We start from the raw sequence: 21,427 nt of genomic DNA, 5'->3' as shown, positions 1-21,427 counted from the left end.
ACCTCTACTGAAGGGAAACCATTGTGAGCATCGTTGTAACAGGAGCCACCGGACAGCTGGGCCGCCACGTCATCCAGGCACTGCTGGAGCGCAACGTCCCCGCCGAAGAGATCGTGGCCACCGGACGTTCCACCGACAAACTGGCGGACTTCGCCGGGCAGGGCGTTGTTGTCCGCGCCATCGACTACTCCGATGCTGCATCCGTTGCCGCAGCCCTGGCTGGCGCCCGCCGCGTGCTGCTGATCTCCGGCAGCGAGGTCGGCCGGCGGGTGCGGCAGCACCGCACCGTCATTGAGGCTGCGAAGGCCGAAGGCGTGGAACTGCTGGCCTACACCAGCATCGCCAATGCCGACACAACCAGCATGAAGCTGGCGGGCGAGCACCAGGCAACCGAAGAAATCCTGCGCGAATCCGGCGTCCCGTTCGTGCTGCTGCGCAACGGCTGGTACCTCGAGAACTACACGGAACAGCTTCCCGGAACCCTCGCGCAGGGGGCCATCGCCGGCAGCGCGGGTGACGGCAAGGTCAGCGGCGCAGCCCGGGCGGATTACGCCCACGCCGCCGCGGCCGTCCTTGTTGCCGAGGGGCAGGCCGGCAAGGTCTACGAGCTGGGTGGTGACGAAGCCTTCACCATGGCCGACCTCGCCGCGGAAATCAGCGCCGCCACCGGCAAGGACATCAGGTACAACAACATGCCGGCGGAGGATTACGCAGGCCTGCTCACCAGCGTTGGCGTCCCGGAGGCCTTCGCGGAGATCCTGGCCGACTCCGACCTCGGCATCGCCCGTGGCGACCTCCTGGTCAGCACCGGCGACCTGCATCGGCTGATTGGACGTACGACGACGTCGCTCACCGACGCGGTCCGGACCGCCGCCGCCTCGGCTTAGCCAGGAGCACGCGCAGCAGGTGCCCCGTCCGGTTCCGGGGCGGGGCACCTGCTGCTTTGCGGATTACGACTTGCTGACGGTCAGGGCAAGGGTCCCGCCGAGGCCGATCATGAGCGCACCGCCCGTGGCCTCCACCGCAGACACCCGCCGCGGCGAACGGGCGAACCACTCCCGGGCCGTGCCGGCGGCCACGGCCCACAGGCTGTCCGAGACGACGGCAATCAGCAGGAACACCGCGCCGAGCAGTCCGAGCTGCATCGGGATGGCGCCGGACGGGTAATCAACGAACTGCGGCAGCACGGCAACGAAGAACACCACGGATTTGGGGTTCGTTGCTCCCACAACCGCGCCTTGGCCCACCAGCCGCCACGGGGAGTTTTGGGCCGTGCCCCTGACGGAGACGGCGTGGCTCCGCCGGTGCCTGATCGCCTGGACCCCGAGGTAGATGAGATAAGCGGCCCCCGCGAATTTCACCAGGCTGAACAGGATCACCGACTGCGCCACCACGATGCCGACGCCCAAAGCCACGGCGGCCACCTGCAGAAACTGTCCGCAGACATTGCCCATGACAGTAAGGACGCCGCCCTTCCAGCCGAGCGCGAGCGACCGGCCAATCACGAACAGCACACTGGGACCCGGAACGGCGATCAGCACCACGGAGGCCAGCGAAAACGCCAGCAGGTTGGACAGCGGAACCATGCCTGATCTTAGCCCCGGAACCCGGAGTGGTGGTTGAGCCTGTCGAGACCCTGGTCCGGACTCCGTGGCTTGGCAGGATACGGACAGGAATGTCGTACCCCGGTGAAAAGCATGTGGGTATGGGAATCGAAGCCACCACCGGGGGATTCCGGGGCGCAGGAGGCGGGGCCGGGATTGCGGCTGCTGTTGCGTCGCTGGGCGGCTTCGTTGAGGGTCTTGCAGGCCTTGTCAGCGGGCCTGCGTTTGCTGGAGACGAAGACGCATCTGTTGGCGATAATGCTGCTGCTGCCCGTATCGCCGATCCCTTGCGTGCGTTTGCTGACGGGTGCCTGGACGGGTTGTTGATAGTCAGCCGGGCTGAGGCTGCCTTGGCTGCGGTGAAGATGCGGTTGGTGGGCGGGCATGTGGGTGCGGTAGCTGCGTTGGAGGATCCGGCGTCCGGCCCGGGGTGGGTCAAGGGGCAGGAGATGGCCTTGGTGGCCGAGGTTGCCTGTGTCCTGACCATTGGCGAACGTGCAGCGGGTGCACTCATTGGTGCCTCGCATGCGATGACGAGTTCTTTGCCGGCTGCGCTGCACGCGTTGCAGGCTGGTACTTTGTCGTGGCAGAACGCCCAGGTCATCGTTGATGAGGCCACGGGTCTTGATCCGGTCGCCACGGCAGCCCTGGAAGCGCATTTCCTCGGCCTGGAGGACAACGGCACCGACGCTCCCGAAGCGTTGCCTGCCGCCCCTGGTGGTTTGGCGGGGGAGTTGCCGCCAGCGAGGTTGCGGCGGAAGATCCGGTCCTGGCGGGAACGCCAGGACCGGATCGATTGAAGTCCGGCACGCCCGGGGTGTGGCGGGCCGACGGATGGAGTATTCCCCGGACCGGGACGGAATGGCCTGGATCTCCCTGCTCCTGCCCGCGGACAAGGCCAACGCCTGTTGGAACCGGACCAGGGCCCTCGCCCGCGGACTCCAGGGCCCTGATGAACCGCGCTCCCTGCCGCAGTTGATGGCCGACATCGGAGCCACGGCACTCCTCAGCACCGGAACACTTGAGTCGGCGGGTACCGGGGCAGGCGCAGGTGCGGCGGCTGCGTATATGGCCGGGGTGGCGGAGATCCCGTCGCCGCGCGCGGAGGTGCTGGTGATGGTCCCGGTGTTGTCGATGATGGGGGTCACGGATGAGCCGGCGGTGCTGGACGGGCACGGGCCGATCCCGGCGTCGATGGCCCGCCGGCTTATCGCGGACGGGGCAGCGTCGTTCTACCGGGTCCTGGTCGACCCCCGGGACGGGGCGCCGCTGGAGATCGGCCGCAAGAATTACCGGATTTCGGCAGCCCTGCGGCGCTGGCTGCGGTTGCGGGACGGTAGATGCCCGTTCCCGGGCTGCAGCAACAACTCCCTCGACAACGAAGCTGACCACCTGCTCGCCTGGCACCACGGTGGGACCACGGGCATCAATAACCTGGGACAGCTCTGCCCGAAGCATCACCGGATGAAACACACCAGCGGCTGGAAACCCAGCCCGGCTACCAAGGACCGGCCACCGGGTTGGACCTCCCCCTCGGGCCGCACCTACACCAGCGAATCCCAGGACTGGGAACCACCACACCTACCGGACGGACTCAAGCTCCCGCGCGCGTGTCCCGGCAACCGTGGTTGAGCCTGCCGAAACCCGGCCATAAGCCCCAGCGGTATCAGTCGCTGCTGCGGGCAGCAGTGACCACCGGCAGCGGTGAGGTTTCGTCCACAAGGTCGGCCCGCCGTCGGCCGTCCCCCCTGACCCACAGCCGGTAGGCGAGGACCAGCAGGAGCAGCCACGCACCGCCCACATAGAGGGCGGTCCGGGTATCCTCGAACGCGCCGAGCACCGCGATGACCAGCATCATGAAGGCGATGGTCAGGATGGAGGCGGCCGGCCACCAAGGGGACGGGAATTCCGACGGCGGCAGGTTGCCCCGGGCGATTTCCCGTTTCATCGCCACGTGTGAGGCGAGGATCATCACCCACACCCAGACAGTGGCGAAGGTGGCGATCGAGGCGATGATGACGAAGACGTCCTCGGGAATGACGGCGTTCAGGACGACCCCCACGAGGAGGATCGATGCCATCATCACCACAGTCAGCCACGGGACGCCGTGCCGGGACACCTTGCCGAAGGCGGTTGGGGCATGGCCCTGCCGGGACAGGCCGAAAAGGATGCGGCCGGCACCGAAGATGTCGCTGTTGATTGCCGACAGTGCCGCGGTGATCACCACGGCGTTCAGGATATGCGGGGCGGCCGGAATGCCCAGGCCGCTGAAGATCTGGACAAACGGGCTGCCATTGCTGCCGACGGCGTTCCATGGGAAGAGGCTCATCAGCACACCGAGTGTCAGGACGTAGAACAGCAGGACTCGGACCGGGACCGTGTTGACGGCCTGTGGAATGACCTTCTTGGGGTCTGCGGCCTCGCCGGCGGTGATGCCCAGTGTTTCGATACCGCCGAAGGCGAACATCACCACAGCGAACGAGGCGAGCAGCCCCTCAAAACCGAACGGCAAGAAGCCGCCGTGCTCCACGAGGTTGCCCAGCCCCGGTTCCGCGGTGGACCCTCCTGCCTGGAAGCCGAAGACGATGATCGCGGCCCCACCGGCGATCATCGCGATGATTGCCGCGACCTTGATCAGCGAGAACCAGAACTCCAGTTCGCCGAAGACCTTGACGCTGAGGAGGTTCAAGGCGGCCAGGAAGAAGATGATCGCGAGGATCCAGACCCAGCGCTCCACCTGCGGGAACCAGAATCCCATGTAGATGCTGAAGGCCGTGACGTCGGCGATGGCGACGATGGCCATTTCGAACACGTAGGTCCAGCCGGTCACGAAGCCGGCCAGGGGCCCGAGATACCGGCTCGCGTACTGTCCGAAGGAGCCGGACACCGGGTGCCGCACGGCCATCTCGCCGAGGGCACGCATCACCATAAAAACGGCAGCGCCGCCAATCATGTACGCCAGGAGTACCGCGGGACCGGCCTTCTGGATGGCGGAGGCGGACCCGTAGAAAAGGCCGGTGCCGATTGCGGAACCGAGGGCCATGAACCGGATGTGGCGCACATTGAGACCACGGTTGAGGACGCTTCCGGCAGCGGCTGGGGACTGTTTTTCGGCCGGGCTGTCGTTCGTGGTGGGGGTTGGTGCTGGTCGCATAAATGTACCTTCTCGTCTTTGGGAGGGGGCCGCTAACCAGCACACCATTTCCGGGCAGGACGTGATCAGCCTCACCGGGCTTTGGTGTCTTTCATCTCAGACTGTGGAACCGGCACTCCACCGGTAACTTGCAGCTCTCCGGAGGCCCCGGGCGCTGGGCGGTGCTACCGGCGCAATTGTCTGATATCCCGGACATGCCAGGGCCGGGACCGCTGTCCGGCAGGCTGCGGGACAGGCAGACTTGAGTATGTAATACCGGACAGGCTGGGGGCACTGAGGAAGGAGACGGGATGGCGTTGGCTGAAGCGCAGCCGCGGGCGGCGCGCGAAAACAGGGTGGCATCCAAAGTGCCAGCTGCGGAGAATACGCTGCGCATCCTGAAGCTGCTGGCGTCACGCCGCGGTCCGATGGCCGCGTCGCAGATCGCCGCCTCCCTGGGCCTGCCAAGGTCCAGTGTCTACCACCTGCTGGGGGTCATGGAGGCCAACGGCTTCGTCCTGCATCTCCATGAGGAGCAGCGGTACGGGCTGGGCATCAGCGCCTTCGAGCTCAGCTCCGCTTATTCCCGCCAGGAACCTCTCTCAAGGCTGGGCCGGCCCCTGCTCGCATCCCTGGTGGATGCACTGGGGGAGAGTGCGCACCTTGCGGTGCTGCACGGACGGGACGTGCTCTACATTGTGGAGGAACGGGCCAAAAACCGTCCTTCCCTGGTAACCGACGTCGGCGTCCGCCTTCCCAGCCACCTCACCGCCAGCGGCCGGGCCATCCTTGCGGCCCTGCCCAAGTCACAGGTCCGCGCACTGTACCCCAACGCCGCTGCCTTCACCGCACGGCACGAGGTGGAGGGCGCCATCATGAAGTACTCGGCCCTGTCCTCGCACCTGGACCAGGTGCGGCAACGCGGCTACGCCACCGAACACGGCGAAGTGACCCCGGGCTTCGGGTCCATCGCCGCGGCCGTGACCGACCACCTGGGGTGGCCGACAGCCGCCGTCGCCGTGACTTTCCTCGAGGACAAGCTGCCTGCGCACGACTGGCCGGTACTCGCGGCACGGGTCCAGAAGGTGGCGGACGAGTTGTCCGTCCGCCTCCACGGCCGCCCCGTCAAATAACCCTTACGAACGGCAGGGGCTTGTCCGGGATACCGGACAGCACCGACCTAAAACCCCTGTCTGCCCCTCCCACAGAGGGCTTTAGTTGATACAGAAGTTCTTTCCCATCACAGACACACAATGAAAAGGAGCCACAATGGCACCCGCCGATTTCACCACCGGTGCCCGCCCGGTCAAAGCAGCCCGCGGCACTGAGCTCACCGCCAAGTCCTGGCAGACTGAGGCGCCGCTGCGCATGCTGATGAACAACCTCGACCCCGAGGTCGCGGAACGCCCCGACGACCTCGTGGTCTACGGCGGGACCGGCCGCGCCGTCCGCTCCTGGGCTGCCTTCGACGCCATCACCCGCACGCTCGAAACCATGGAAAAGGACGAGACCCTCCTGGTCCAGTCCGGCAAGCCGGTGGGCGTCTTCCGCACCCACGAATGGGCTCCCCGGGTCCTGCTGGCCAACTCCAACCTCGTGGGCGACTGGGCCACCTGGCCCGAATTCCGCCGCCTCGAGGCCGAAGGCCTGATGATGTACGGCCAGATGACGGCCGGCTCCTGGATCTACATTGGCACGCAAGGCATCCTGCAGGGCACTTACGAAACCTTCGCCGCCGTCGGACGCAAACTGGCCGAAGCGGGCCGCCATTCCGCTCCCGCAGCAGACGGCTCCGCCGAGGGCCCGCTCGCCGGAACCCTGACCCTGACCGGCGGCTGCGGCGGCATGGGCGGTGCCCAGCCGCTCGCCGTCACCCTGAACGACGGCGCCTGCCTGATCGTCGACGTCGATGAAACCCGCCTGCGCCGCCGCGCCGGCAAGCGCTACCTGGACGAGGTGGAAACAGACCTCGAGGCCGCCATCGCCAAAGTGCTCAAGGCCAAGCAGGAGCGCCGCGGCTGGTCCGTGGGCTACGTGGGCAATGCCGCCGAGATCTTCCCGGAGCTGCTGCGCCGCCACAAGGCCGGCGAGCTGACCGTGGACGTCGTCACCGACCAGACCAGCGCCCACGACCCCCTGTCCTACCTGCCGGAGGGCATTTCCGTGGACGAATGGCACCGCGAAGCCGAAGCGGATCCCGAAGGCTTCACCAAGAAGGCCCAGGCCTCGATGGCCCGCCACGTGCAGGCCATGGTGGAATTCCAGGACGCCGGCGCAGAGGTGTTCGACTACGGCAATTCCATCCGGGACGAGGCCCGCAAGGGCGGCTATGCCCGTGCCTTCGAATTCCCCGGCTTCGTCCCCGCCTACATCCGCCCGCTGTTCTGCGAAGGGCTCGGACCTTTCCGCTGGGTGGCGCTCTCCGGTGACCCGGAGGACATCCGCGTCACCGATGAGGCCATCAAGGAACTCTTCCCGGAGAACAAGCACCTGCACAAGTGGATCGACGCCGCGCAGGACCGGGTGGAGTTCGAAGGCCTGCCGGCCCGCATCTGCTGGCTGGGATACGGCGAACGCGCCAAGGCCGGCCAGTTGTTCAACCGGCTCGTCAAGGAAGGCAAGGTCAAAGCACCCATCGTGATCGGCCGCGACCACCTGGACTCCGGCTCCGTCGCTTCCCCGTACCGCGAGACCGAAGCCATGGCCGACGGTTCGGACGCCATTGCCGACTGGCCCCTGCTGAACGCCCTGCTCAACACTGCCTCCGGCGCCACGTGGGTGTCCATCCACCACGGCGGCGGCGTCGGCATCGGCCGGTCCATCCATGCCGGCCAAGTGTCCGTGGCCGACGGTACGGACCTGGCCGCCGAGAAGCTTGAGCGCCTCCTCACCAACGATCCCGGCATGGGCGTCATCCGCCACGCCGACGCCGGCTACGACCGCGCCGTCGAGGTCGCCAAGGAACGCGGCGTCCGCATCCCCATGAACGAGAACCGCTAACCGACATCCCGCAAACCCAACTGACTCGCACCAGTTGTCGTTTTGAAGGCTCATAACAACAACTACTGCTACCTGGTTGGGAAATCACCGAAGTAGGAACCATGACCACGATCACCCACGAACCGCTGACCGTCACCCTCGGGACCAGCGGCGTCACGCCCGAGGATGTCCTCGCCGTCGCACGCCACAACGCCAAGGTGACCGTCGCCCCGGAAGCACTCGAAACCGTCGCCAAAGTCCGCGCGCACATTGACAGCCTCGCCTCCAGCGACACCCCCGCCTACGGTATCTCCACCGGCTTCGGCGCCCTCGCCAACCGGCACATCCCCAATGACCTGCGCACCCAGCTGCAGAAATCCCTGATCCGCAGCCACGCCGCGGGCATGGGCCCGGCCGTGGAACGCGAGGTGGTCCGCGCCATCATGTTCCTGCGCGCCAAGACCCTGGCATCCGGCCGCACCGGTGTCCGCCCCGTGGTCCTGCAGACCATGGTGAACGTCCTCAACGCCGGCATCACGCCCGTGGTCCGCGAATTTGGTTCGCTCGGCTGCTCCGGCGACCTCGCCCCGCTTTCGCACTGCGCGCTGGTACTCATGGGCGAAGGCGAAGCGGAAGGGCCCGACGGCGTCCGCTACGGCGGGCACGGCGAGCCGCCGGTCGCTGAGCTGCTTGCGCAGCACGGCATTGAGCCGGTCACCCTTGCGGAGAAAGAAGGCCTCGCGCTGGTCAACGGCACCGAGGGAATGCTGGGCATGCTCCTGATGGCCATCGCGGACCTTCGCCGGCTGTTGACGACGGCGGACATCACCGCTGCGCTCAGCGTGGAGGCCCTGCTGGGCACCGACCAGGTGTTCCTGCCGGAGCTGCACGCGGCGCTCCGTCCCCACCCCGGCCAGGCCGCCAGCGCCGACAACATGCTCCGCGTCCTGTCGGATTCCGCGATCGTTGCCTCCCACAAGGTGGGCGACAACCGGGTGCAGGACGCTTACTCGCTGCGCTGCGCGCCGCAGGTTGCCGGGGCCGTCCGCGACACGGTTGACCACGCCGAACTCGTGGCAACCCGCGAACTGGCCGCTGCCATCGATAACCCGGTGGTCCTGCCGGACGGCCGGGTCAGCTCCAACGGCAACTTCCACGGCGCACCCGTGGCGTACGTCCTCGATTACCTGGCCATCGCGGTGGCGGACCTCAGCTCCATCGCCGAACGCCGGACGGACAGGATGCTGGACCCTGCCCGGTCCCACGGACTGCCCGCCTTCCTGGCTGCCGACCCCGGCGTGGACTCAGGACTCATGATCGCCCAGTACACCCAGGCCGGCCTGGTCTCGGACAACAAGCGGCTCGCCGTCCCCGCATCCGTGGACTCCATCCCGAGCTCGGCCATGCAGGAGGACCACGTGTCCATGGGCTGGCATGCCGCCCGGAAACTCCGCAAAGCAGTCGAGAACCTCCGCCGGGTCCTGGCCATCGAGCTGGTGACCTCCGCGCGTGCCCTCGACATCCGCACGCAGCTCTCGGGCGGGGTCCTCACCCCGGGTCCGGCAGGCGCCGCCGTCGTGGAAGCGCTGCGGAAGGTCGTGGACGGGCCGGGCCCGGACCGTTTCCTCTCTCCGGAACTGGAAGCGGCTGACCGGCTGGTGGCCGCGGGTGACGTTACGCGGGCAGCCGAATCCGCCGTCGGAACCCTGGCCTGAAGAACCGGCCGGCAACCGAAGGATCTTCAGGTCCTGCCGCGCTCCTGTCCACTTAGTGGAATTTCCGGCGGCGGAGCCCGCCGGGACCCACGGAGTGTAGTAGAACTGAAGATGTAGTGAAAGTCACATCAAAGAGGCTGTGGCAGGGAACGTATACAAAGGGGTAGAAGTTCAAATGAAAGCACGTGGGGCAGTCCTATCGAGGCGCCATGCCCATTCCGCCGTGGTATCCGACTGGAGAACGCTCCGGGTTGGTGACCGTGTCGAGATCATCAAGCATGCGCATGTGGTAGCCGGCGGGGAGGTGGAAGAGGTGTCCCAGAGCGGAAACGTCCTGTGGCTTGTGCCGACAGGTCCGGCAGGTTCGACGGACAAGGAGCTCTTCCTGAAATCCGATGGCGTCCAGGTCCGCCGCGGCTAGCAGGCCCTAAGTCCCGGAAGATACAGCAAATCCCCGCTCTGCCTACGGCAGGGCGGGGATTTTGCTTTGGGTCTCTTTGCCGGGGCGGCAGTCAGGCTGCGGAGGCCTCGTAGGTCTCACCGAAGGGGACGGACTCGTCCAGGGCCACGGTGTAGCGGCCCGGGTGCAGCCGGGTCACCAGGATTCCGCAGGTTGCGTCCTGGCTGGCCACCTCGATCAGCTCGGCAACTGCCTCTTCCAGGCCGGCGTGCACGTCGCGCGCGCTGAAAAATTCGAGATCGATGGACCGGACGGCCGGTGCTTCCGCGGGCTCCGCGGAGGCCGGAATGCGTTCCATGGTTGCTGTAGTCATGCGCTGAACTTTCTGTGTTTTGTGCCGGAGGGCTAAATCAGTTTACCCTTCAACCACCCAGATGTCAGATGTCCGTTCTTGTATACCCAATGTGACTGCGGTTCAAACCCTTCCCTCACGGGAATTGGCGGGGCAGCCTTTCCGGTCATAAAACGCCGATTTGGCGGGCGGCTGCGGCAGCCGCGACGATGGGAGCCGGTGGTCAAACCGTTCCGTGAACCAGAGGAGTTTCATCGTGAAAATCATGCGCCTTGGCGAGGTCGGCAACGAGCAGCCCGCGGTCCTGGTCCCCGCAGCCGACGGTACGGATCGCTACTACAGCCTGCTGCCCCTCACACACGATGTGGACGGCGCTTTCCTGAGTTCCGGCGGCGTCGGCAAGGTCCGGACTGCGCTGGCGACCGGAACCCTTCCGGTTCTGAGGAACGCGGAAGGCCTCCGGGTGGGTTCCCCGGTGGCCCGGCCCGGGGCCGTGGTGGGCATCGGCATGAACTACGCAGCCCACGCCGCGGAATCCGGCTCCGCACCGCCGGAAGTTCCGGTGATGTTCCTCAAGCCCAGCAACACCGTCACCGGACCGTACGACCGTGCCGCAGTGCCGCCGCTCTCCAACAGTTATGACTGGGAAGTGGAAATGGGCGTCGTGATTGGCCGGGAGGCCAGCTACCTTGCAACCGAGGAGGAAGCTTTGGCCTGCATCGCAGGCTATGTCACGGCCAACGACTTCTCCGAGCGCGAGTACCAGCTGCCGGGAGCGGCCGGGCAGTGGACCAAGGGCAAAACGCTGCCGGGTTCCACTCCGCTGGGACCGTGGCTGGTGCCTGCTGAGGACATCGACGGCGGCAACCTCGCCTTGCGCAGCTGGGTCAACGGGGAGCCGCGGCAGGACTCGAAAACCTCCGGCCTTATTTTCGGTGCGGCCACCCTGGTACACCACTGCAGCCAGTACATGCGCCTGGAGCCCGGCGATGTGATCATCACCGGGACTCCGGAAGGGGTGGCGCTGAGCGGCCGCTTCCCCTACCTCCAGCCGGGCGATGTGGTGGAGGTAGAGGTGGAGGGGCTGGGCCGCCAGCGCCAGGAACTGTACCGCGCGGGTGCGTAGGCGCTAAAACACTCAGCCTGCCTTGACGGCGAGGACGGGGCAGTCCGCCTCGAGCAGGATGCGCTGCGAGACGCTGCCCATGATCAGCTTGCCCACCGGCGTCCGGCGGCGCAGGCCGATGACGATCAGTTCGGCATTGTTCTCCTCCGCGGCGTCAAGCACCTCGGCGGCCGCGTCGTGTCCACGGACCGGCTGCTTGATCACGTGGTCGATGCCCTGGGTGGCCAGCCGCTCCTCGATGCTCTGGATTTCAGGCTCCTGGGCATAACGGTTATCCACCAGGGCGTCGCCCTTCGATGAGTTGATAACCAGCAGTTTCGTGTTGCTCTTCCGGGCTTCGGCAATGGCTTGCGTCAGGGCCGCTTCGCCTTCCGGGGTGGGGACGTATCCCACAACGATCGTCATAACTGCTCCTTCTTGTCTGAATGATGGACGTGCACCTCATGGGAACCCTGCTGGTGCCCGGCCTCACGCCCTTCGCGTGCAGGCGCTTCAGGGCCTTTCACTTCTCCGGCGGGTGGCGGCACTGCTGCGGCAGCGGGCCGGTTGCGCCGGAACAGCTTGAAGACCAGGGGCCAGACCAGGACGAGTGCCACGATGATGTAGACGACGACGGCGATCGGCTCGCTGAACAGGCCCACGGGGTCGCCGGCGCTGAGCTGCAGCGTCTTGCGCAGCTGCCCTTCGATCCGGGGACCGAGGATGACGCCGAGGATCAGCGGCAGGACCGGCAGGCCGAAGCGCCGCATCATGAAGCCCAGCGCACCGAGCACCAGCAGGATCACCAGGTCGAACGCCTGCAGGTTCACCGAGTAGGCACCCAGCGTGGCGAAGAAGAGGATGCCTGCATAGAGGTAGGGGCGGGGGAGCTGCAGCAGCTTGGCCCACAGCGGTGCCAGGGGCAGGTTGATCAGCAGGAGCAGCAGGTTGCCGATGAACAGGCTCGCGATCAGGGCCCACACCAGGGGTCCCTGGCTCGAGAAGAGCTGGGGGCCGGGCTGGATGCCGTAGGTGGTGAACGCGGCCAGCATCACCGCGGCGGTGGCGTTGGTTGGCAGGCCCAGGGCCAGCATGGGAGTCAGGGTGCCTGCGGCGGCCGCGTTGTTGGCGGCTTCAGGACCGGCCACGCCCTCGATGGCACCCTTGCCGAATTCCTCCGGGTGCTTGCTCAGGCGCTTTTCGGTGACATAGGAGAGGAAGGTGGGGATCTCGGCGCCGCCTGCGGGCAGGGCGCCGAACGGGAAGCCGAAGGCCGTACCGCGGAGCCATGGCTTCCAGGAGCGGCGCCAGTCCTTGCGGCCCATCCACGGCCGGCCCACGGGGATCACGTGCAGGGGAGTGCGGCGCAGGTGCGCCGCCACCCAAAGTGCTTCACCCACGGCGAAGATGGCGACCGCCACCACGACGATATCCAGGCCGTCGGCGAGCAGCGGCTGGCCGAATGTCAGGCGGCGCTGGCCGGTGACGGAGTCGATGCCGACAAGGCCGATCGCCAGGCCAAGGCCCAGTGACGCGAAACCGCGGAGCCGGGACGAGCCCAGGACGGCAGTGACGGCCAGCAGGGCGAGCACCATGATCGCGAAGTAGCTGGGTGCCCCCAGGCTGACGGCGAACTGCACCACGACCGGTGCGAAGACCGCGAGGAGGGCGGTGCCGATGGTGCCGGCAACGAACGAGCCGATGGCCGCCGTCGCAAGCGCCTGCGCGGCCCGCCCAGCTTTGGCCATCTTGTTGCCTTCGATCGCTGTCACCACTGATGACGATTCACCGGGTGTGTTCAGGAGGATGGACGTGGTGGAACCGCCGTACATGCCGCCGTAGTAGATGCCGGCGAACATAATGAAGGCGCTGGTGGGTTCCAGGGCGTAGGTGACCGGCAGCAGCAGCGCCACCGTCATGGCCGGGCCGAGGCCCGGCAGGACGCCGACGGCGGTGCCCAGCAGGACACCGATCACGGCGTACAGGAAGTTCATGGGGGTCAGGGCGGTCGCGAAACCGTCCATCAGGGAGGACCAGACGTCCATTTAAAGGATTCCTTCCAGGAGTCCGGCCGGCAGTGCGATGCCGAGGCCAAGGTAGAAGCCGTAGAAGGTCAGCAGCGACAGGGCAATGGAGATAAGTCCGTCCCGGATGTAGTGGCGGCTGCCAAGTGCCAGGACGCAGCCCCAGAAGAGCACGGTCCCGGAAATGACCCAGCCGGCCCAGTCGATGAGCAGGATGTTGAGGATGAACGCGCCGGCCAGGGGCAGGACCGTCTTCCAGTCCGCGGGGTGGCCGAGTTCGATGTCCTCGCCGCCTTCCGCTTCACCCTTTCCACCGCGCAGGACGTTGACGGCGAGCAGGACAGCGCAGACGACCAGCAGGCCGGCCACGATGAACGGGACCGTCTTGGGACCCACGGGATCCGACTGGGAGTATGGCACCACCAGGCGGCTGGCATCGAGGAAGACGACGACGCCGGCCGCGCCGAGCAGGAGGGCAACCCCCAGCTCGGCGCGGCCTTTCAACGCTGTGGCCAAGGAGCTCACGCCAGGCCCAGTTTCGTGAGAACGTCCGCCACCCGCTTGTCCTGCTCGGTGAGGAAGGACTTGAACTCGTCACCGGTCATGAAGGCGTCGGTCCAGCTGTGGGTCTTCAGGGCTTCCTTCCAGCCTTCGCTTTCGTGCATCTTCTCAAGGGCGGCGATCAGGGATGCCTTGTCCTCGTCGCTGATGCCCGGAGGGGCCACGATGCCGCGCCAGTTGGTGAAGACGAGGTCGATGTTGGATTCCTTCAGCGTGGGGGCGTCCACACCTTCGAGGCGCTCCTCGCCGCTGGTGGCGAGCACGCGGACCTCACCCGACTCAATCTGCTGCAGGTATTCACCGGCACCGGAAGCGGCAAACCCGAGCTTGTTGCCCAGGATCGCGGGCAGGAGGTCGCCGCCGCCGTCGTAGGAAACGAAGTTCACCTTGGTTGGGTCAATGCCGACCGCACCCGCGAGCTGCATCGGCAGCAGGTGGTCGGGGCCGCCGGGCGAGGAGCCGCCGCCCACGGAGATCGAGGCGGGATCGGCCTTCCAGGCGGTGACCAGGTCATCGATGGTCTTGTAGGGGGAATCCTTGCTGACCATGATGGCGCCCGGCTCTTCAATCAGGCGGGCCAGCGGGGTGGTTTCGGTGAGCTTGGACTCTGACTTGTTGGTGTAGCTGGCACCCACGACGCCCAGGCCCATCAGCATGGCGAGGTCGCCGTTGCCCTTTTCGTTGACAACGCGGGCAAGGCCCACGGTGCCGCCGGCGCCGGCGAGGTTGAAGACCTCGGTGTTGCTGGTGATTTTCTCGTCCTCGAGGACCTTCGCCGCGGCGCGGGCGGTTGTGTCGTAGCCGCCGCCGGGGGTGTTGGGGACCATGATCTGGAGGCCGGTGATGGGGCCTGCGGCTGCGCCGGAGCTTTCCGTTCCGGTGGAGCTCTTTCCGGTGGCACCGCAGCCGGTGGCCATCAGGGCGATGCCGGCAGCGACGGCGGCGACTCGCAATGCGCGGATCTGGCGCATGGTGTTCCTCTTCTCTGAAAAACGATCAGCAGTAACTGACTTGGTGCTTCGATGCTAGGGACCCGCGTGATGCCGGTCACGCTTGTGTACGCAGAGAAAGTTAAGTTCATTGAGTTCACCGCCCGGTGCGCCCGCAGCCGCCCGGCAGCACACCGGTGGGATATAGTTCCCGGTAATCGCGGCAGGCCGGCTGCCGGGCATGGAAACCAGGGAAAGCAACACAAAGTGACTCGACGAAGAGGGATGTCCCTTGCGGGGCAGTACCTCGTGCTGCAGTTGCTGATCGTCCTGGCGGTGCTGGTGGCCGTGGTGGCCATATCGCTTGCCCAGTCCGCCGCCACCTTCGAGCGTGTTGAGGGCCGCCGCGCCCTGTCCGCCGCCGAAGCGCTCGGCAACAATCCAACCGTCCGGGAACTGCTGCCCACGGCCGAGCCCAGGGCCGGCGCCGCGCTTCCCGCCGTGGCGGAGTCCGTGCGCACAGTCTCCGGGTCCGCCCAGGTCGCGCTGGCAAAGCTGGACCGGACGGTTGTTGCCACCTCCGACCCCGGACTCCTGGGCCAGAAGCTTGAGCTGGGGGAAAGCCGGGTCATGGAAGGCCGGTCGTGGACCGGGGTGGTCGCCGGGAGCGGCAGCGCCGTCCTGTCCGCCCACGTTCCCGTCCTCGACGATTCAGGCAAGGTGATCGGCATTGCGTCCATCAGCAGGAACTACCCCACCACGCTGGAGCGGCTGGGCGACGCCGTTCCCAACCTGCTTACCTACGTCGGCGTGGCCAGCGTCCTGGGTGTGGCGGGGTCCTTCCTGCTGTCCCGGCGGGTGAAGCGGCAGACCCTGGGCATGGAACCGAGCGAGATCACCGGCCTGGTGGAGAACCGTGAAGCCATGCTTCACGGGCTCAAGGAGGGTGTGGTGGCCCTCGACCTGAACGAACGGGTCACCGTGGCCAACGACAGTGCGCGGGAACTGCTGGGCCTGCCCGCGGACTGCGTGGGCAAGCGTGTCGCGTCCCTTCCGGTGGACCCGGCGGTGAAAGCGGTGCTTACCCGCGACCAGCCGGACCCGGACCAGCTGGTGCTGGTGGGGGACCGGCTGGTGGTGGCGAACCGGGTGCCCATCCGGTCCCGCGGCCGCGCGATCGGCTCCGTCACCACACTGCGCGACAGGACGGAGCTGTCCTCGCTGGAGCGGGAACTCGGTGCCACGCGCACGGCCACGGACACGCTGCGCGCCCAGGCCCACGAGTTCGCCAACCAGCTGCACGTAATTTCCGGGCTGATCCAGATCGGCGACTACGATTCCGTGGTGCAGTTCGTCAACGGTGCCACGGTGGACCGCACCAGGCTCAATGACGAGGTGACGGGCCGGATCCACGATCCCGCCCTGGCAGCGCTGCTCATCGCAAAGTCCAGCCTGGCCACGGAGCGTGGCGTTACGCTCCAGCTGGATCCCCGGTCAAGGCTCCACCCCGTCAGCGATGAGCTTTCCCGGGACCTCGCCACGGTGGCGGGGAACCTCGTGGACAACGCGTTCGACGCCGTCTCCGGGCCCGGGCAGGTGGTCGTGCACGCCGGCGGCCAGGCTTTGGTGCAGGTGCTGGTGGAGGACAGCGGCGGTGACGTCATCCTGACCGTCCGGGACAATGGACCCGGCGTCCCAGCGGAAGCCGCGGAGGAGATCTTCCGGCAGGGCTTCAGCACCAAGGACTCCCCGCGGGAAGGCGGGCGCGGGTTCGGCCTGGCACTCTCCCGCGTGGTCTGCCGGAGGTCCGGCGGCGACCTGACGGTGGACAATGACAATGGGGCAGTTTTCACGGCCCGCTTCAAAAGAGGTGTACATACATGATCAAGGTCCTGATAGTCGATGACGACTTCATGGTGGCCAAGGTCCACGCCGGGTTCATCCAGCGGACCTCCGGCTTCACGGTGGTGGGGGCCGCCCATACCGGCACCCAGGCCATCGCGGAAACGGAGCGCCTGCGGCCGGACCTGGTGTTGCTGGACATCCACCTGCCGGACATCAACGGCCTGGACCTGATGCACCGGCTGCGGGAGGTGGCTCCCGAGCTGGACGTGCTGGTTATCAGCGCTGCCCGGGAAGTGGACACGGTGCGGAAGGCGTTGCGCGGCGGCATAGTGCATTACCTGATCAAGCCGTTCTCCCAGACGGACCTGCAGGAGCGCCTGGAGCATTACCGCAGCGCCTACCAGGGCCTGGACTCCGCCAAGGACGTGGCCGAGCAGTCCGACGTGAACCGCGTCTTCGGCTTGGACCGCAGCCCGGCGCAGGGCGGGCGGCCGCTTCCCAAGGGGTGCAGCGTGGAAACCCTCAAGCTCGTGGAAGCGGCTTTGAAAGAGGCCGACGGCGACGTGTCGGCCGCCGAGGTCGCCGAACAGTTGGGCACGTCCCGGGTCAGCGCGCGCCGCTACCTTGAGTACCTCTACGACGAAAACCTGCTCGAAGTCCGGCTCAAGTACGGGGTGGGGCGGCCCGAGCGCAGGTATTTGCTGAAAGCCTAGGGATCCTGCCGCTCCGCGCGTTCAGCGCTCGCCGCCGTCATTGGGCCCGGGCAGGAACTCCGAGGGCAGTTCGGCAACCGGAACGAGCACCATGTCCCGGACCTTCCAGTCCATGGCAATGCACTCCTTGCGGGCCTGCTCCAGCTGCTCCAGGCTTGGCATGCGGTCTCCCGTGGGCACCACGAACGATTCCACGTGGAACACGTGGCCCTCGTCCCGGATCCGTGACCCGGCCTCGGAAGCCCACGGCAGGCCCCGGAGGTAGGCATTTAGGCGGCGGGCCAGCGGGTGCGGAGCGCCGTCGTCGTACGTCATGGCCCGCTTGTCCATCAGCGCCGAGACGGCGGCGCGGGTGTTGCGGACGCCGTCGTGCAGGATGCTGCCGGAGATGATGATGGCGGCGGCGTAGTCCGCCCACCACCAGCCCAGGCCGATCCCGGCGACGCCCACGGCGGCCGCCGCCGCGGTCATCCAGTCGGCCTTGTTCATGTCCGCGTCCGCGTAAAGGACCTTGTCGTGGAGTTTTTCGGCGAGCTTCATCTTGACGTGCCCCAGCCAGATGGGTGGTCCTGCCGTCAGGATCATCGCCGCGATCATCAGCCAGCCCAGCCAGATGGTCTGTCCGAAGAAGTTGAAACCGCCGATGGTGGGGTGCTCGGCGGTGAGGAGCCCGATGGCTGAGTCGACGATCAGGTAGGCGCCCATGACCGTCAGGGCCACCGCGGCCACGACGTGGGCCACACCGACTGCCCGGTGGTAGCCATAGGGGTGGTCCACCGAGGGGCGTTTGCGGATGACCCGGGCGGCGAGCAGGAAGGAGAGGGGAGGCAGGAAGGACAGCAGGTCCTCCACCCATGCGGCCTTCATCGCCTGCGAGTTGCCCAGCACGCCGTACACCATAGCTGTGGACACCGCGAGGAAAACGATGGTGATCCACTCGTACTTCCGGGCCTTCGCCAGAGCTTCCTGCTGCTCGGACGGGAGTTCGGTGTGGCCGAACCGGACTGTGCCGCCGCCGCGGAGCGTACTCATGGCTGTCCGCCTTCCAGCAGGAAGCGGTCCAGTTCCAGCAGGAACGCATTCTCGCCCAGGGGCACCAGCATCACGTGCTTGTGCAAGGATCCTCGGCTGTCCCTCGACTCGGTGTAGGGGCGGGTGAGCCCGGCGTGTGTTGACCAGGGCGTTTTGTCGTCCAGCCCGCCAATCACCAGATCCAGGGCGCCGTGCTTAAGCTCTTCGGCCAGGACGTGTTCGGTGCCTTGCACCCACTCCACTTCGGCCCCCATGCGGTCCGCGAACTGCCGGACCAGGTCCGCCTCCGTGCCCTCCACCCGGTCAGGGCCGGCGCCGCCGTCCGGCAGGCGCACCCAGTCGCCGTTGGCGCTGGCGCCGACGCGCAAGGTTCCGCCGCGGACCCGGTCCAGCGTCCCGTCCGGGTCAGCCGGGTAGGTTCCGCAGGCCGTGAGGGCCAGCAATGCTGCCAGCAGGCAGGCCAGGATAGTGCCGCGTCTCATGGGCCACTCCCTTCAACAGGTCGATCACCCCCATGATAGACAGCATGCTTACCAATTGCGGAAATGGCGTGGCAAGCGGCATGCGTGCGCCCGGCGGCGGGTTACCGCAGCAGTGTGTCGAGCAGCCGCGCCGCTGTGCGTGCGGTGCGCCCGTCCACATCGAACGCGGGGTTGAGTTCCGCGATGTCAAGGTGGATGAGCTTCCCGCTGGCGGCAACCTGGCGGCAGACGGCGCTGATGACCGGCAGCGGCACGCCGAACCCGGCGGGGGCGCTGACTCCGGGTGCGACCGAGGCCGGCAGCACATCAAGGTCGATGGTCAGGTACAGGACGTCGACGCCGGCGAGGAAGGACGCCACGAAGGCGCGGGCCTCCTCCGGCCCGCAGTCCTCGTCCAGCAGGTAGTCCACGCCCAGCTGTCCGGCAGTGTCGAAAAGGGCCCTGGTGTTGTTGGCTTCCGAGATGCCGATGACGGCGTAGCGGAAGTCGCGCCCGGCGGCGGCTTCGGCACGGGCCATCTGGAGGAACGGCGTGCCCGAACTCGGAACGGGCTCGTCGCGGAGGTCGAAGTGGGCGTCCAGGTTCAGTACCCCAAGCCGCTTCCCGCGCTGCACCTCCTCCGATGCGCTTACGCCCAGGTAGCTGGCATAGGCCGTCTCATGGCCGCCGCCCAGCACCGCCGTCAGGTGTCCGGCGTCGAGCAGTTCCGTGACGGCGCTGCCCAGCCGGGCCTGGGCATCTTCAAGCGCGCCGCCGGCCACCACCACGTCCCCGGCGTCTGCAACGCTGCGATTGAGATGCCAGGCCAGCGGGCCCAGCGCCTTGCGGATTGCCGCCGGCGCGGCCGCGGCGCCGGAGCGGCCCTTGTTCCTGCGGACCCCTTCATCGCTGCAAAACCCGAGAAGGACGGCCGGCTTTCCAGAAGCGCTTGTACTGTCGGGGGCGTCGGCTCCGCCCAGGCGCGGCGCCGCATCCCCGTACGGGGCTACCGCCTGCCACCAGCGGCGGTGCCCGGGCCCGTCGCCGTCGAACCTGCCTGTCCAGGGCTCGGGTGCGGTGTCAATAAAAAGGGTGGGGAAAGCCATGTCCCAAGCTCACCGCATGCGGGAGGCGAAAACCAGCAGCGCCGCCGCCGTGGTGTCTGGAATCCAAGAACCGGATGTGAGAGGGGCAGGGGCTATGGTGGAGCAATCCCTTCCCGGGGACTGCGTCAGCTTTGCCTCAACCAAGGCCGGAGAACAGCACCGTGTTTGAAGCCCCCAATATCCTGTTTGCCGCCGCGGGTGTGGCGGTGTTCGTCGCCGCAGTGCTGCCCAAGCTGCTGCGCAACATGCCGTTTTCGATGCCCATGGTCTTCCTAAGCGCGGGGATGGCGTCGTTTGCCCTCATTCCCACGCTGCCGGATCCGGATCCGGTGGCACACGGCGACTTCATCCTGCACCTGGCGGAGATCTGCGTGATCATCTCCCTGATGGGCGCCGGGCTTGCGCTGGACCGGCCGGTGGACCGCCGCGGCTGGTCCACTACGTGGCGGCTGCTGGGCATTGCCATGCCGTTGTGCATCGTCGTGCTGACCCTTATGGGCTTGTGGTTCCTGGGGCTGGGCCTTGGCGCGGCCCTGCTGGTGGCCTCCAGCCTGGCCCCGACGGATCCTGTCCTGGCGTCGGAGGTGCAGGTCGGCGAACCCGCGGACGATGAGGAAGGCACCGCCAAGGAGGATGAGGTGCGGTTCGGCCTGACGTCGGAGGCCGGCCTCAACGACGGCCTGGCGTTCCCGTTCGTGTACCTGGCCATTGCCATCAGCGTCGCCGGGTCCTCGCCGTCGGCGTGGTTTCCCGAATGGTTCGGGCTGGACGTCCTGTGGCGGCTGGCGGCCGGGCTGCTCGTGGGATTCCTGACCGGCAAGGTACTCGCCCGGATGTTCTTCTCGGCGCGGAAGGAAAGCCTCCGGCTGTCCAACCATTCGGAAGGGTTCGTGGCCCTTGCCGCCACGTTCCTGGCGTACGGGCTGACCGAGATGGTGGAGGGATATGGATTCATTGCCGTGTTCGTTTGCGCCCTCACCATCCGGGCCGCTGAACGGACGCACGGTTACCACCGGGTGCTGCACTCCTACGTGGAGCAGTTGGAACGGCTTTTGACGGTGGTGATCCTGGTGCTCCTGGGCGGGGCAATCGCACGCGGGATGCTGGACAGCATCGGGTGGCCGGAGGTCCTGGTCGCGTTGGCGTTCCTGCTGGTGGTCCGTCCCCTCGCCGGGTGGCTGGGACTGCTGGGCGGCAAGACCGGGCCGCGGGAGCGCATCGCCTTGTCGTTTTTCGGGATCCGCGGGATCGGCTCGCTGTACTACCTCGCCTACGCCCTGGGCAAGGGACAGTTCGGCGACCAGGCCGAGCGGCTGTGGGCCTTCATCGGCCTGGTGGTGGCGCTGTCCATCGTGATCCATGGCGCCACCACCTCACCGCTCATGAACCGGCTGGACCGGCTCCGCGAGAAAAAGGCCCGGGCGGTGTCCGGGGATGAGGGCCTGGCGCCCAACACGCCCGTCTAACC

Annotated in this window: 21 protein-coding genes; 11 read left to right on the top strand and 10 right to left on the bottom strand. The window is 67.1% G+C overall.

The window, feature by feature from the left end; translation table 11 throughout:
- Positions 1-23: 23 nt before the first annotated feature.
- Positions 24-887, top strand: coding sequence for an SDR family oxidoreductase (locus ACYQ1Z_RS09260; protein WP_459792220.1), 864 nt, complete (start codon positions 24-26; stop codon positions 885-887).
- 63 nt (positions 888-950) lie between these two features.
- On the opposite strand, the gene ACYQ1Z_RS09255 is transcribed toward ACYQ1Z_RS09260, so the two are convergent.
- Positions 951-1,586 (bottom strand): LysE family translocator, encoded by a 636-nt coding sequence (locus ACYQ1Z_RS09255; protein ID WP_459792219.1) that lies wholly within the window; start codon positions 1,584-1,586, stop codon positions 951-953.
- 119 nt (positions 1,587-1,705) lie between these two features.
- Here ACYQ1Z_RS09255 and ACYQ1Z_RS09250 point away from each other — a divergent pair, with 119 nt between their 5' ends.
- Positions 1,706-2,404 carry a hypothetical protein gene (locus ACYQ1Z_RS09250; protein WP_459792218.1) on the top strand — a complete coding sequence of 233 codons (699 nt, stop codon included), beginning with the start codon at positions 1,706-1,708 and terminating at the stop codon, positions 2,402-2,404.
- A gap of 34 nt (positions 2,405-2,438) precedes the next feature.
- On the top strand, positions 2,439-3,236 hold the full coding sequence (locus tag ACYQ1Z_RS09245) for an HNH endonuclease signature motif containing protein (RefSeq protein WP_459792217.1): 798 nt from the start codon (positions 2,439-2,441) through the stop codon (positions 3,234-3,236).
- A gap of 34 nt (positions 3,237-3,270) precedes the next feature.
- Here ACYQ1Z_RS09245 and ACYQ1Z_RS09240 read toward each other — a convergent pair whose 3' ends face one another.
- Positions 3,271-4,758 carry an amino acid permease gene (locus ACYQ1Z_RS09240; protein ID WP_459792216.1) on the bottom strand — a complete coding sequence of 496 codons (1,488 nt, stop codon included), beginning with the start codon at positions 4,756-4,758 and terminating at the stop codon, positions 3,271-3,273.
- Between the two features lie 290 nt (positions 4,759-5,048).
- Between ACYQ1Z_RS09240 and ACYQ1Z_RS09235 the strand changes: the two genes are divergently transcribed.
- From ACYQ1Z_RS09235 to ACYQ1Z_RS09220, 4 genes are all read left to right on the top strand, one after another.
- On the top strand, positions 5,049-5,870 hold the full coding sequence (locus ACYQ1Z_RS09235; protein WP_459792215.1) for an IclR family transcriptional regulator: 822 nt from the start codon (positions 5,049-5,051) through the stop codon (positions 5,868-5,870).
- A gap of 136 nt (positions 5,871-6,006) precedes the next feature.
- On the top strand, positions 6,007-7,737 hold the full coding sequence (locus ACYQ1Z_RS09230; protein WP_459792214.1) for a urocanate hydratase: 1,731 nt from the start codon (positions 6,007-6,009) through the stop codon (positions 7,735-7,737).
- A 101-nt stretch (positions 7,738-7,838) separates the two neighbouring features.
- The gene (gene hutH, locus ACYQ1Z_RS09225) at positions 7,839-9,431 is read left to right on the top strand and encodes a histidine ammonia-lyase (RefSeq protein WP_459792213.1); all 1,593 of its coding nucleotides are present in this window, start codon (positions 7,839-7,841) and stop codon (positions 9,429-9,431) included.
- A 175-nt stretch (positions 9,432-9,606) separates the two neighbouring features.
- Entirely contained in the window at positions 9,607-9,852 is a 246-nt protein-coding gene (locus ACYQ1Z_RS09220; RefSeq protein ID WP_459792212.1) for a hypothetical protein, read from the top strand.
- Positions 9,853-9,943: 91 nt separating this feature from the next.
- Here the strand turns inward: ACYQ1Z_RS09220 and ACYQ1Z_RS09215 are convergent, their stop codons facing one another.
- Positions 9,944-10,204 carry a hypothetical protein gene (locus ACYQ1Z_RS09215; RefSeq protein ID WP_459792211.1) on the bottom strand — a complete coding sequence of 87 codons (261 nt, stop codon included), beginning with the start codon at positions 10,202-10,204 and terminating at the stop codon, positions 9,944-9,946.
- 235 nt (positions 10,205-10,439) lie between these two features.
- Here ACYQ1Z_RS09215 and ACYQ1Z_RS09210 point away from each other — a divergent pair, with 235 nt between their 5' ends.
- Positions 10,440-11,309 carry a fumarylacetoacetate hydrolase family protein gene (locus tag ACYQ1Z_RS09210; RefSeq protein WP_459792210.1) on the top strand — a complete coding sequence of 290 codons (870 nt, stop codon included), beginning with the start codon at positions 10,440-10,442 and terminating at the stop codon, positions 11,307-11,309.
- Positions 11,310-11,321: 12 nt separating this feature from the next.
- Here ACYQ1Z_RS09210 and ACYQ1Z_RS09205 read toward each other — a convergent pair whose 3' ends face one another.
- The 4 genes from ACYQ1Z_RS09205 to ACYQ1Z_RS09190 are packed head-to-tail and all read right to left on the bottom strand — an operon-like array spanning position 11,322 to position 14,844.
- Positions 11,322-11,714: a universal stress protein gene (locus tag ACYQ1Z_RS09205; RefSeq protein WP_459792209.1), complete on the bottom strand. Its 393-nt coding sequence runs from the start codon at positions 11,712-11,714 to the stop codon at positions 11,322-11,324.
- Complete coding sequence (locus ACYQ1Z_RS09200; protein ID WP_459792208.1) at positions 11,711-13,333, bottom strand: tripartite tricarboxylate transporter permease; 1,623 nt, start codon at positions 13,331-13,333, stop codon at positions 11,711-11,713. Before ACYQ1Z_RS09200 ends, ACYQ1Z_RS09205 begins: the two co-directional genes overlap by 4 nt.
- Positions 13,334-13,837 (bottom strand): tripartite tricarboxylate transporter TctB family protein, encoded by a 504-nt coding sequence (locus tag ACYQ1Z_RS09195; protein ID WP_459792207.1) that lies wholly within the window; start codon positions 13,835-13,837, stop codon positions 13,334-13,336.
- On the bottom strand, positions 13,834-14,844 hold the full coding sequence (locus ACYQ1Z_RS09190; protein WP_459792206.1) for a Bug family tripartite tricarboxylate transporter substrate binding protein: 1,011 nt from the start codon (positions 14,842-14,844) through the stop codon (positions 13,834-13,836). Before ACYQ1Z_RS09190 ends, ACYQ1Z_RS09195 begins: the two co-directional genes overlap by 4 nt.
- Before the next feature lie 243 nt (positions 14,845-15,087).
- Between ACYQ1Z_RS09190 and ACYQ1Z_RS09185 the strand changes: the two genes are divergently transcribed.
- Positions 15,088-16,686: a sensor histidine kinase gene (locus tag ACYQ1Z_RS09185; RefSeq protein WP_459792263.1), complete on the top strand. Its 1,599-nt coding sequence runs from the start codon at positions 15,088-15,090 to the stop codon at positions 16,684-16,686.
- Positions 16,683-17,360 carry a response regulator gene (locus ACYQ1Z_RS09180; protein ID WP_459792205.1) on the top strand — a complete coding sequence of 226 codons (678 nt, stop codon included), beginning with the start codon at positions 16,683-16,685 and terminating at the stop codon, positions 17,358-17,360. The genes ACYQ1Z_RS09185 and ACYQ1Z_RS09180 overlap by 4 nt, the downstream gene beginning before the upstream one ends.
- Before the next feature lie 21 nt (positions 17,361-17,381).
- Here the strand turns inward: ACYQ1Z_RS09180 and ACYQ1Z_RS09175 are convergent, their stop codons facing one another.
- From ACYQ1Z_RS09175 to hutG, 3 genes are all read right to left on the bottom strand, one after another.
- A complete protein-coding gene (locus tag ACYQ1Z_RS09175; protein WP_459792204.1) occupies positions 17,382-18,392 on the bottom strand; it encodes a cation transporter in 1,011 nt (336 codons plus the stop codon).
- On the bottom strand, positions 18,389-18,874 hold the full coding sequence (locus ACYQ1Z_RS09170) for a transporter substrate-binding domain-containing protein (protein ID WP_459792203.1): 486 nt from the start codon (positions 18,872-18,874) through the stop codon (positions 18,389-18,391). Before ACYQ1Z_RS09170 ends, ACYQ1Z_RS09175 begins: the two co-directional genes overlap by 4 nt.
- A gap of 101 nt (positions 18,875-18,975) precedes the next feature.
- Positions 18,976-19,959, bottom strand: coding sequence for a formimidoylglutamase (gene hutG / locus ACYQ1Z_RS09165; protein ID WP_459792202.1), 984 nt, complete (start codon positions 19,957-19,959; stop codon positions 18,976-18,978).
- Between the two features lie 161 nt (positions 19,960-20,120).
- Here hutG and ACYQ1Z_RS09160 point away from each other — a divergent pair, with 161 nt between their 5' ends.
- Positions 20,121-21,425, top strand: a complete 1,305-nt coding sequence (locus tag ACYQ1Z_RS09160; protein WP_459792201.1) for a cation:proton antiporter — start codon at positions 20,121-20,123, stop codon at positions 21,423-21,425.
- Positions 21,426-21,427 lie beyond the last annotated feature (2 nt).

It is taken from the genome of Arthrobacter sp. AD-310, assembly GCF_054656615.1.
Note: the sequence above shows the minus strand (reverse complement) of the source record. Positions and strands in the feature narration are given on the sequence as shown.

Excerpts from the sequence above, each read along its gene's own strand:
- ACYQ1Z_RS09200 (WP_459792208.1), bottom strand. The coding sequence starts at position 13,333 with ATGGACGTCTGGTCCTCCCTGATGGACGGTTTCGCGACCGCCCTGACC.
- ACYQ1Z_RS09215 (WP_459792211.1), bottom strand. The coding sequence starts at position 10,204 with ATGACTACAGCAACCATGGAACGCATTCCGGCCTCCGCGGAGCCCGCG.
- ACYQ1Z_RS09255 (WP_459792219.1), bottom strand. The coding sequence starts at position 1,586 with ATGGTTCCGCTGTCCAACCTGCTGGCGTTTTCGCTGGCCTCCGTGGTG.
- ACYQ1Z_RS09190 (WP_459792206.1), bottom strand. The coding sequence starts at position 14,844 with ATGCGCCAGATCCGCGCATTGCGAGTCGCCGCCGTCGCTGCCGGCATC.
- ACYQ1Z_RS09235 (WP_459792215.1), top strand. The coding sequence starts at position 5,049 with ATGGCGTTGGCTGAAGCGCAGCCGCGGGCGGCGCGCGAAAACAGGGTG.
- hutH (WP_459792213.1), top strand. The coding sequence starts at position 7,839 with ATGACCACGATCACCCACGAACCGCTGACCGTCACCCTCGGGACCAGC.
- ACYQ1Z_RS09250 (WP_459792218.1), top strand. The coding sequence starts at position 1,706 with ATGGGAATCGAAGCCACCACCGGGGGATTCCGGGGCGCAGGAGGCGGG.
- ACYQ1Z_RS09205 (WP_459792209.1), bottom strand. The coding sequence starts at position 11,714 with ATGACGATCGTTGTGGGATACGTCCCCACCCCGGAAGGCGAAGCGGCC.
- ACYQ1Z_RS09245 (WP_459792217.1), top strand. The coding sequence starts at position 2,439 with ATGGAGTATTCCCCGGACCGGGACGGAATGGCCTGGATCTCCCTGCTC.
- ACYQ1Z_RS09175 (WP_459792204.1), bottom strand. The coding sequence starts at position 18,392 with ATGAGTACGCTCCGCGGCGGCGGCACAGTCCGGTTCGGCCACACCGAA.
- ACYQ1Z_RS09240 (WP_459792216.1), bottom strand. The coding sequence starts at position 4,758 with ATGCGACCAGCACCAACCCCCACCACGAACGACAGCCCGGCCGAAAAA.
- ACYQ1Z_RS09230 (WP_459792214.1), top strand. The coding sequence starts at position 6,007 with ATGGCACCCGCCGATTTCACCACCGGTGCCCGCCCGGTCAAAGCAGCC.
- ACYQ1Z_RS09170 (WP_459792203.1), bottom strand. The coding sequence starts at position 18,874 with ATGAGACGCGGCACTATCCTGGCCTGCCTGCTGGCAGCATTGCTGGCC.
- hutG (WP_459792202.1), bottom strand. The coding sequence starts at position 19,959 with ATGGCTTTCCCCACCCTTTTTATTGACACCGCACCCGAGCCCTGGACA.
- ACYQ1Z_RS09185 (WP_459792263.1), top strand. The coding sequence starts at position 15,088 with ATGTCCCTTGCGGGGCAGTACCTCGTGCTGCAGTTGCTGATCGTCCTG.
- ACYQ1Z_RS09180 (WP_459792205.1), top strand. The coding sequence starts at position 16,683 with ATGATCAAGGTCCTGATAGTCGATGACGACTTCATGGTGGCCAAGGTC.
- ACYQ1Z_RS09220 (WP_459792212.1), top strand. The coding sequence starts at position 9,607 with ATGAAAGCACGTGGGGCAGTCCTATCGAGGCGCCATGCCCATTCCGCC.